Raw genomic sequence first — 10412 nt, forward strand, 5'->3', positions numbered from 1 at the left:
CCGGTTTGGCCGGTTTGGCCGGTTTGGCCGGTTTGCCCTATGCCCGGTTTGACCTATGCCCGACAGTACCTCATCTTTCTGAGAAAGAATATATAGCGGTTCTCAAGCTTGGTGAGGTATGCCCTGCTTGGCCGGTTTGGCCGGTTTGCCCCATGCCCTGCGCGGGCCCATGCCCTATGCCCGCGAGAGTACCTCACGTTACGCTCGAAAGGCTATAAAACACAGATGCTGATTGTGTTGTGGCATTTACTAACATTCAAAACAGTCTGCTGTTAAGTATGGGTTAATTGCTGGCGATTCCCTTCGGGATAGCTTCGCTTCACGAGTTGTTTGTGTGCTGGCGCGGGCACTTCGAGGACTTCTGTCGGCGCTATCAACCTTGTGAGAATTTCGGCTGATGACTGTTGCATTCCATTTTGTTGCCCTTAGCACGTTCCACACCCTCAATTACATGACTCTCCTTATTAGCTAGCAAACAGTCGATCGCCCGCCGTGCTGTTGCCGAGTGTGTCAGTATCTCGATCGGCATAACACGAACCCGATCCGCTTTGGTCGATCGGCAACTGTGCCAAAATACTGGCTGGGCACCTGCAAATTCGGTGAAAAAAACCCGGTTTCTTCGTGGGCGAGTATTTTCTGGAGTGTTGGTAATTGGCTTTTGCAGCGTTCGAGGTAATCTGAAGTGCTGCTAGAAATTGTCCAAAATTTGTCAATCTCTCCAAAGATAGAGGCATATTTTTGCAGTATCGAGGTAACTTTCTCGATGCCATTACAGCGACTAAACTTGACGAAAATTAATGCCAGCGCCACCAAAATCTCAGAGACAAAATATCTCCCGGCATCAATGCTGGAATCGTTGAATACAAAGCTTTTGGATGGGGCATTTGGGTATTCCGAGGCAGGATTGGTTTCTGTCAAAGAAGTGAACATATTCCTTCCTCCAAAAGGGTGCTGAATGGTAGATGCACCCTGGGAGTCAAATCGCAGGAAACTGGCAGCGACCTTGTTTGTGTTGCTCGTGTCCATGTAACCCTTTTATTAGTTTCGCCTATTTGTTTGGCGCTGCCATCCGCGATCGCACGGAATTTATATTTTTCGTATTTTCCCGAATTGGCGAGTGGCCCGTAATTACCGATGGTTCTTGTATCCTGTAGGTAGCACCACTTTCAAACCTGAATACAACTCGGCAGCCCGTCCTCCAAAGCGTTGGGCGATCGATCCTATCCCAAATCTCAAATCTCAAATCTCAAATTGTCTGAGAGTCTGTGGCGCGCGTAAATGTATCATATTAATTCCGGTTGCACTTCTGGTGATGTTAACTGTTAACTGTGAACTGTTAACTGTTAACGGTTAACAGTCAACAGTTATACCAATTTCATAAAGTAGCGCTAGACATTACCCCCCCAACCCCCCCTTGCTAAGGGGGGGCTTCGGACTTCATTCATACCACATCTTTAGAAAAATGGTATTAACCGTTAATTTACTATTCCGATGAAGAGAGAATTTGATATTAGTCGTCAGCAGATGGCGGTTTCTTCCCTGCATTGCGAATATTAACAATCTTGTTGAGCGCCTCGAACCAAAAACTAGCTCCCATTGAAATAGCTACGCCGCTCAATATCCAACCAAACAATTTTGCCATGAAAGCCGGCAACAATAAATTACCCTGCGCGTCTGTGTATAACCTGTTCGGTTCGCTCCATCCCAAAGGTAGAGCTACATTATCCAAAGCTCGATCGACATCCCGTTGAACTTTGGTCAGATTTGTTAAATTATCTAATTTAGTGTTAGCATTTTTTTCTACCAACTGCTGAGCATACAAATTAACAGTCGATCGCAGCATCGAATCCTTCGACAGCCGATTAACAATATTAACGCTATCAGCATTAGCAGCAATCGCGATCGCAATTCCGAGCAAAATCGCCACCCCTCTAGCATTTCGCTTGTAAACGCCAGAAGCCCGCTGCATCGATTGGTCGAACCAAGTTTCAATTTCTTGCTGAAACCGCTGCAACTGTTCTTGACTATCTCCGCCTCCTTTTTCAGCGCGCTGCGCTAAAATATAAAGGCTGCGTTTCAAAGATTCTGGCATAATGCCCAAGATTTCTTGAATTTCTTGGTACATCAAACTGTTTTCTTGCTCCTCCATAACTTCTGCTACCCTGTCCTGAGTTTTTTTAATGTTCCTAACACTATTTAACAGATTGCTCAAACTCGGTTCCAGTTGCGATCGCAGCGCCTCCCGCTCGTATTCGCTATCAAAACTAGCCTTAATAAATGCCATCTGTCTTTGAAAATTTCTCCCTCCTAGCTCAGTTTCTGGCAGATAAACCTGAGAATCATTAATATAAAATCCTAATTTTTCCGACATCCGATCCAAACTGTTGTTCAAACTCGCCAAATCTTTTTTATAATCTTCAACAACTCGATCGAACTCCGCAGTCAGCCAGCTAAATGCTTGTTCGACAATCGGTTTTGCAGACTCCGGCAGATTCAAATGATTGCTAATCGCTTGAATTTGTGCCAACTGTAAATCTTTAAATCTTTCCAATCTGGCTTTAGATATAGCTCGGATCGAAATAGAAATTTTTAAAGTATCCAAAAGGCTAGCCGAAAAACTCTCAGGTGGAATATAAGAAGGGCCTGTTGATTGATTGCCGAAAACATTTTTGGTGCGAGTCAGCAGGCGGTAAAAATCACCCATGCGGTGCGTAACAGATCGAAATCCTTGGGAGAAAATCCCTTTGGCTCCCTGATTCAAATCCTTGATAATCGGATTGGCGTAGATCGCATTGGCAAATTGTTCGACTCGCTGAAATTGTAGCGGCTCTTTCGCGCCTTCGCCGCCGCTAGAAATCAGCACTTCGATCGATTTTTTTAAATGTTCCGCCCGCCACTGCAAAACAGTAGCAATCAGTTCCTGAATTTCTGAAGCTAGCAAGCTTAAAGTCAGGTAGATAAACACTAAGCCAATGATAATATCTATAATTACAGGCAAGTTCACGGTATTTTCCTTGTCGCAAATAACTGCTGTCTAAGTTTACCTGCTGTTTGCGGCGCTAAAACCTCTATTAACACCCGTCTCTCAAAAGCATCCAACCGCCCCAGCCCGCGATCGCAACCCTTAATTTATAGTGATTCTCAATTCTTCAATTCTTCAATTCTTCAATTCTTCAATTCTTCAAGGGTTTAACTTATGTCAAAAATCTTGCCATTCTCCGGTGCCAAACCGAAAACTCGCTTGAATGACAGTAGGACAGACAAACTGTGGATGCTGGCTTTGCTGTTGGCTGCAGTGCTGATTTTCGGGCTCAATCTCGGCGGCCCGGCGTTGCGGGATTGGGATGAAGGGATTGCAGCGCAGGTAAGCCGCGAAATTTGGCGCGGCAATTTAAATTGGCTGTATCCGACGATCGGCTCCGTGCCTTATTTCAACAAACCGCCGCTGGTACACTGGCTGATCGGACTGTGTTTTGCCAACTTCGGCGTCAGCGAATTGACGGCGAGGTTGGTACCGGCGATGCTGACGGCGGCTTCAGTGCCCCTGCTTTACGCCATTGGCAGGGAGCTGTTTCCGCAGCGCTCGATCGCCATTTTTTCGGCTCTCGTTTATCTGACGCTGCTTCCGGTAGTGCGGCACGGACGTTTGGCGATGTTAGACGGAGCAGTTTTGTGTTTTTTGCTGGCATCGATGTGGTGTTTGTTGCGATCGCGCCGCGACTTGCGCTACGCCTTGGGGGCGGGGATCGGGTTCGGACTCATTTGTTTGACTAAGGGCGTGATGTTGGGGCTGCTGCTGGGCGCGATCGGCTTAGTTTTCCTGGTTTGGGATACCCCGCGACTCCTCACTTCTGGCTATCTTTGGGGCGGATTGGCGATCGGAACTTTCCCCGTAGCTGGTTGGTATTTTGCCCAATGGCTGCACTACGGCCAAGATTTCATCAACGCCAACTTGCTAAACCAATCTTTCCGGCGCATTTGGGAACCAGTAAGCAATCACAAAGGCCCGCCCTGGTATTATCTTTTAGAAATTTTAGAATCAGCTTGGCCGTGGCAGTTATTTTATCTGCAAGGGCTGTATTTGAGTTGGGAAAATCGCAATTTTCCCGGCCCGAAATTAGTCTTAGTTTGGACAGGAGTATATCTGCTGGCTATTTCCGTGATGAATACGAAATTGCCTTGGTATGTTTTGCCAATTTATCCAGCTTTTGCTTTAGCCGTTGGCAGTTATTTCGCGGAAGTTTGGGAGCAAATGTCGCTGCCGTCAGAGCCGATCGAAGATGAAGCAGAAGAACGTTTTGATGCTATATCTTTTTTGCCTCATCCCGCAATTTTGGCAATACTGGCGGTGGTGGCTGTAGTCGGTTGCGCGTACTTCAGCGGCTTAATACCGATTGGGGGACAAATTGTATCTCCCCAGCAAGACTTGCAGTTAATGATGATGTTTGTAGCTTTGACAATGACACTGGCGGCCGTCTTGCTGCACAACAAAGACAGACAATTTTTATTAGTTTTAATTTGGGGAACTTACGTCTCGCTGCTGGTATTTGTCGCTTCCGATAACTGGGTTTGGGAACTGGCGGAGGATTATCCAGTTAAGCCGATCGCCCAAATTGTCCGCGAAGGAACCCCCATCGGCCAAGATGTTTTTACTTCTCACCGCCTCCCGCGTCCGTCGCTAAATTTTTACAGCCAGAGGCAAGTTATTGTCGCCGACGCGCCTACACTGAAACAGAAATGGCAATCTCTCCCGCAACCTTATTTTCTGTTAGAAAAACCTGTCCTCAAACATCTAGATTTGCAGAATGCTGAGGTTGTAAAAACAGCCGAGGATTGGGTTTTAGTAACACGAAAATAAGTTTGCCAGTCACAAACCCGGTTTTTAACCATAAAATTTAATTGCAGCACACAAAAGCCATCAAAAACCCGGTTTATTGGGTTTTGATGCGTCCTGGACTGAATATTTAACATGATTGTGTCCGGGGCAGTGGTGAGGATTAGGGAACCACTGACATTTAATTATGCCACCGGATAGCTTTTCTAACTTAGCAGGAGTGTGCCCAGCCCCGAATAGATCGAGGTTGAGATTGAGGGCTACTTTCGCAGCGTAAGCAATGTAAAAAGTAAAAGGTATTGATACAGAGAATATTACTATTTTAGCAATTAGATTGTAATCCATAATATGTATGTCGTTGGTTTTTGGTTCAATAGGAATGAAAATTTAATAACTTAAGCGATTGCTCGTTACCAGGCAGAGCCTGGTAATATCAAATCCTCTCTTCATCGGAATGATTCAGATATATATTCTCGGACTCTGTGTACTCTGTGTTCTCTGCGGTTAAATCATTCCGATGCAACCGGAAACGATATAACGAGCAAAAGGAGGCAGAGCCTCCGGATCTGCATTACCAGGCAGAGCCTGGTAACGAGCAAACAGTCAACAGTCAACAATTCCGGTTTGAGTGCAACCGGAATTGATATTACTTAACCATCAACAGACTGCCTTTCTATTTTCAATGCCGTTTCGACTCTTTGATACTCGGCCTCAACCTGTTTTAAAAGCTCGCAAGCTGGAGCAGGTAAAGCTCGGTTGGCTTCTATTCCGATGCGGCCCATGATTTCGAGTTGCTCGCACAGCTCAAACAAAGGAAAAGCACCGAGAGTACCGCTAATCGACTTCAAAGAGTGAGCATCTCGCCGCAAAGCCAGCGGATCGGCGCTCCCGATCGCCGTAGAGATGCCTCGCAGCAGTTCGGGAGCTGTTTCGAGGTAAATCTCGATCGCCTCGTCCAAAGCTTCCACATCTCGCAATCCTTCTATAATCTTGGCACTCAGACAATCGCAGCCCTCAGACAAAGCCCGATCGAGATTTGATTCACCGCACCGGGCGACTGCGGGCGAATTGGGAATTATCAGTTGTGCATTTTCCGCAACAATCGCATTCGATCGCACTTCTAATTCACTTGTTTCTCCGATCTGTTCAACCTGCGAGTTTACACAAACAATCTCCTCGGAGCAATCCAACTCTGTGCGCGAGCGAGATTTACACGCCCTCAAAGCTCGCACTAACTGCTCAATTTCGATCGGCTTGCTCAAATAGTCGTCCATCCCAGCAGCCATGCACTCTTCGCGATCGCCCTGCATCGCATTTGCCGTCATCGCCACAATCCAAGGGCGAGTCAATTTTCGAGGTTCGATTTGTGATTTGTGATTGCCAGATTGCTCATCTGTCAATTTTCGATGTTCGATTTGTGATTTGTGATTGCGAGATTGCTCGCCATTGATTGAAATTTCTGATTTTTCAGTGGGATTTCCTGTGGATTTTAGATTTTTAAACTGCTCGTCAATTGCTGAAAATACCTCTTCTTCAGCAGGATTTTCTGAAGTGAAATCTGCTGAAAATACCTCGCGGATGCGGCGCGTAGCTTCCAAACCGTCCATTTGCGGCATTTGCACGTCCATCAACACCACATCGTAGGGCTGGCGGTCCAAGGCTTCGAGCACTTCGATACCGTTTCCCGCCACATCCGCGCGATACCCCATCCGCTGCAAAATTTGCAAAGCCACCTTCTGATTCACCAAATGATCGTCAGCCAACAGAATCCGCAGGGGTAAGCGGTCTGCCAGTACGGGTATGCTTTGGAGGAAAGGCCCGAGAAAAGTGCGCTGCCCTCTAATTTCAGTTACTTGTTGTTCCTCAAAAATATTGATTAAAACATTGTAAAGCTGAGATTGTTTGATCGGCTTGTTCAAAAAAGCAGAAAAATTCACCTCAATCGCAGAGTTGTTAATTTCTTGTCTGCCGATCGAAGTTAGCATCACTAAGGGCAACTTTTCGCAATCAGGATACTGGCGAATTTGTGCAGCTAAAGCCAACCCGTCCATTTCCGGCATTTGCATATCCAAAACTGCTAAGTCAAACACCTCTTTAGCAGCGAGCCAATCTAAAGCCAAACGAGCCGAAGCTGAAGCTCTAGCCACCATTCCCCAAGACTGAGCTTGCAGGGTCAAAATTTGGCGGTTGGTGGCATTGTCATCGACAATTAAGACTCGCTTGCCTGCTAATTCCGGTTGAGAATTGCTCGAGTTAACTGGCAAGGAACTGTTGCAGCCACCAACGATCGTGCTGAAATAAAAAGTAGAGCCGACGGATTGGGGATTTTGGTCGATCGGCTTGGTGCTGAGTACAGATTTGTTAGAGCAATATTTTTCAGCAATTTCACAAGATTCTCCCCATCCCAACTCAAAAACTGCCGCTTTAAAATCTGCGGGAGGATTGCCCGCAATACAACCCATACTTTCCACCCACATCCTGCCTCCCATCATTTTGGCCAAACGCTTGCTAATTGCCAAACCCAATCCGGTACCGCCGTAGTGCCGGCTTGTTGAAGAATCAACTTGACTGAAAGATTTAAACAGCCGATCCATGCGCTCGCCCCGAATGCCGATCCCCGTATCTTTGACCGCAAATTGTATTTCGTATGCTTGGTTAATTGCTAGCGGTTCGCCATTAATTGCTGGCGGTTCTTGAGGATTTGTCCGCACTGAAACTTTTTTTGCCGTTGCCGAAACCACCACTTCTCCACTGTCGGTAAATTTAACAGCATTGCTGAGCAAGTTGATTAAAATTTGCCTCAAGCGGGCGCTGTCGCCGATCGCCGTTGTCGGTACCGAGCGATCGATCAAGTAACCCAATTCCAGTTTTTTTTGTGCCGCCTTGGTAGCTACCAAGTCAAGAGATTCCTCAATGCAAGAGCGGATGTCAAACGGATGTTCCTCCAAGTCCAATTTGCCCGACTCAATTTTCGAGAAATCTAGAATATCGTTGATCAGCGTCAGCAAGGCATCGCCGCTGCTGCGGATAGTTTCTACAAAATCGCGCTGTTCGCGAGTTAAGCAGGTATCCAACAGCAAACCGGTCATGCCGATGACTCCGTTCATCGGAGTGCGAATTTCGTGGCTCATGGTGGCTAAAAATTCGCTCTTGGCTTTGGTAGCCGCCAGTGCTTCGTCGCGAGCTTTTGCCAAATCTACGCCTGTTTGCTGGCGTTCTAGTTCGCTTCCCACCCACTGAGCCATCAGTTTCACCAACTCTCTGTCTACAACTCGGAACGGTTCTGTCAGAGGAGTTGGAGAAAGGAAGCACAAAGTGCCGTAAACTTCACCTGTCACCGCGACCGGAATGCCCATGTACGCTTCGATGTTGAATGCCGGATCGTCGGTGTTGAAGCACAAAGCCGCAAACCTCGCCGATTCAAAGTACATCGGTTCTTTTGCCATTACTGTAGTCCCGCAAAAGGTTTTTTCGAGGTCGTAGATTTGTGCTTTCTCGATCGACCCGTCGGGACACTCAACAGCCATGATTTGATATTTGTCGCCTTGAATGCGCGACAAAATTCCCACGGACAGACCCAACTGCCGGCATCCCATCACCAGCAGTTCTTGGAGGCGCAAATCAAAGGTAGAGACGAGGCCCTGCGGGTCTGTACGGGGAGCCGAAATCACTTGGTACAAAGCTTTAATTGCAGCTTCGCTTTCTCGCAGTTCTTGTTCTGTTTGCTTGCGGACGCTGATGTCGCGGGAAATGCCGATAATTTCTTGCACCGCACCAGTTTCCCGATCGCGGATCGTGCGGCTGGTGGTTTCAAACCAAATGTATTTACCGTCTTTGCGGCGGATGCGGTAGCTGACGGTGTAAGTAACTGGAAGCGCCAGGACTTTTGAGTGAGCTTTGGCGATGGTTTCTAAATCGTCTGGGTGAAAATAATCGTTGGGGATCGCGCCGACGAGTTCTGAAGGTTCGTATCCGAGCAAAGCTTGGCTGGCGGGCGATACGTAAAGAAACACGCCTTCGGGGTTGTGTCTGGTGATCATGTCGGTTGAGTTTTCGGCCATCAACCGATAGCGGTCTTCGCTTTCCTCGCGTTCGACTTGAGAATTGCCCAAGGCTTCTAGCATTTTGTTGATGGCGCCGGCCAGGCTTGCGAGTTCATCTTTTCCGCTCATATGAACGCGCAAGTCTGGGTCTCCGTTGTCTCCGATGTTGCTGACGCTGGTGCTTAAATCGGCCAATCTCGCCAACACTAAGTTTTCTAGCAACAGCAGGGCGATCGCGCTAAATACTAAACCTACTGCCAGTATTGATAGGGTAAACAGGCCCAAGGTAGCCTGACCTTGGCGGTAGATGATCCGGTCTGCCTCTACTCGCAGCAGCAGAGCCAGGTTGCCTCGGATGTCGCGAATCAGCGCGTATCCTGCGACTACGTTGTCGCTGACTGGTTCGACTAAAATTTCTACTGATTTGAGGTTGGAAATTTTGAGTTTGATATTTTCCAACTCTAGGCTCGATCGGGCGATCGGCTTAGCGCCCGGTTTGGAGTAGTTCGCAGAACCCACTTTAAAATCCAAACTCGGCAATCGAAAATCCACTGACAGGTGAGTCAGTTCCGAAAGCAAACCGATTTCGCTGCTGTCGAGGTAGCGTCCCAGGATCAGCGTCCCGCGCGACGGGCCGATCGCGTTGCTGTTGACGATCGGTCTCGAAGAAATTAGCAGCCTAGCTTCTGGGAGGGTAATGACGCCTGCTTTTCCCGAAAGGCGATCGCCCTGCGGTGTCGAGGGTTCTAGCAGCGCCTCAATCAAGTGCTGTTTCAAGTTTTCGGGAATCGGCACTTCGGTTTGGGACTTCAGGTCGAAACCTTTGCTAAAAATCGTCTGACCGCTGGAGTCCAGCAGCAGCAACAAGTTTAGTCTCAAGGAAGTAAATGTCGAATCGACGAAATTTGACTTGACAAAAGCCTCATTTTGTGTATCAACAAAAGAGTAAGTATCGTCCCACTCGGCGTAGTCTTGGGCGATCGTGTCTAGATTCGACAAGTCGTCATCTAGGGCATCCAAAGCCCGCGCCACATCCTGGCGGACGTACTGGGCCTCAAGATTTTGAAAATCGTGCAGCAAAATAGTTGATGCAGTGGCATAGAGAACCAGAATCAGGCTGATTAGAGCTGCACCGATGATTAATAGTGTTTTTTTTCGGAGTTGCATGGCGTCGCCCCCCTCACAGTGCTACTAGGCAACTAGCCTGGGGAGATTTGAGACGTAGGTTGTTTAGCATTGGCTCGACAGGGCCTGCATATTTTAACTGTTTTGGGCCCACTGGCAAAAGTCCTTGGTATTTCCAAGATATCCGGTATGTCGCCCCCACATCAGTGTAGTATTTTCACATCTTTAGTTGCCCAATACTTCGGACAGTTTTTGAATGAGAGCCTGAAAGTGCCATTCTACCGTTTGTATCCGAGCTTGACGAAAGCCTGAAACCCTGATTATACCGTTAGCGATTGAAAACTGTCCGAAGTGTTGGTTGCCTTAATTATGCACAACCGATCGCCGGAGAGTGATAAACTGACGATCGG

Annotated in this window: 6 protein-coding genes; 1 reads left to right on the plus strand and 5 read right to left on the minus strand. The window is 47.6% G+C overall.

All coding sequences use genetic code 11. The features are described 5' to 3' along the window. Positions 1-272: 272 nt before the first annotated feature. From WBA89_RS14555 to WBA89_RS14565, 3 genes are all read right to left on the minus strand, one after another. Entirely contained in the window at positions 273-410 is a 138-nt protein-coding gene (locus WBA89_RS14555; protein WP_424407539.1) for a hypothetical protein, read from the minus strand. A gap of 100 nt (positions 411-510) precedes the next feature. Further along, the gene (locus WBA89_RS14560) at positions 511-930 is read right to left on the minus strand and encodes a hypothetical protein (protein ID WP_424407541.1); all 420 of its coding nucleotides are present in this window, start codon (positions 928-930) and stop codon (positions 511-513) included. Between the two features lie 580 nt (positions 931-1510). After that, a complete protein-coding gene (locus WBA89_RS14565; protein WP_424407543.1) occupies positions 1511-3004 on the minus strand; it encodes a hypothetical protein in 1494 nt (497 codons plus the stop codon). 192 nt (positions 3005-3196) lie between these two features. Here WBA89_RS14565 and WBA89_RS14570 point away from each other — a divergent pair, with 192 nt between their 5' ends. Continuing rightward, complete coding sequence (locus WBA89_RS14570) at positions 3197-4858, plus strand: ArnT family glycosyltransferase (protein WP_424407545.1); 1662 nt, start codon at positions 3197-3199, stop codon at positions 4856-4858. A gap of 60 nt (positions 4859-4918) precedes the next feature. On the opposite strand, the gene WBA89_RS14575 is transcribed toward WBA89_RS14570, so the two are convergent. Then, positions 4919-5179 carry a hypothetical protein gene (locus WBA89_RS14575; protein ID WP_424407547.1) on the minus strand — a complete coding sequence of 87 codons (261 nt, stop codon included), beginning with the start codon at positions 5177-5179 and terminating at the stop codon, positions 4919-4921. A gap of 305 nt (positions 5180-5484) precedes the next feature. Next, complete coding sequence (locus WBA89_RS14580) at positions 5485-10044, minus strand: response regulator (RefSeq protein WP_424407549.1); 4560 nt, start codon at positions 10042-10044, stop codon at positions 5485-5487. Positions 10045-10412: the final 368 nt, after the last annotated feature.

The sequence above is a fragment of the Microcoleus sp. genome (assembly GCF_049646505.1).
In the GTDB taxonomy this organism is placed as follows: Bacteria; Cyanobacteriota; Cyanobacteriia; order Cyanobacteriales; family Microcoleaceae; genus Microcoleus.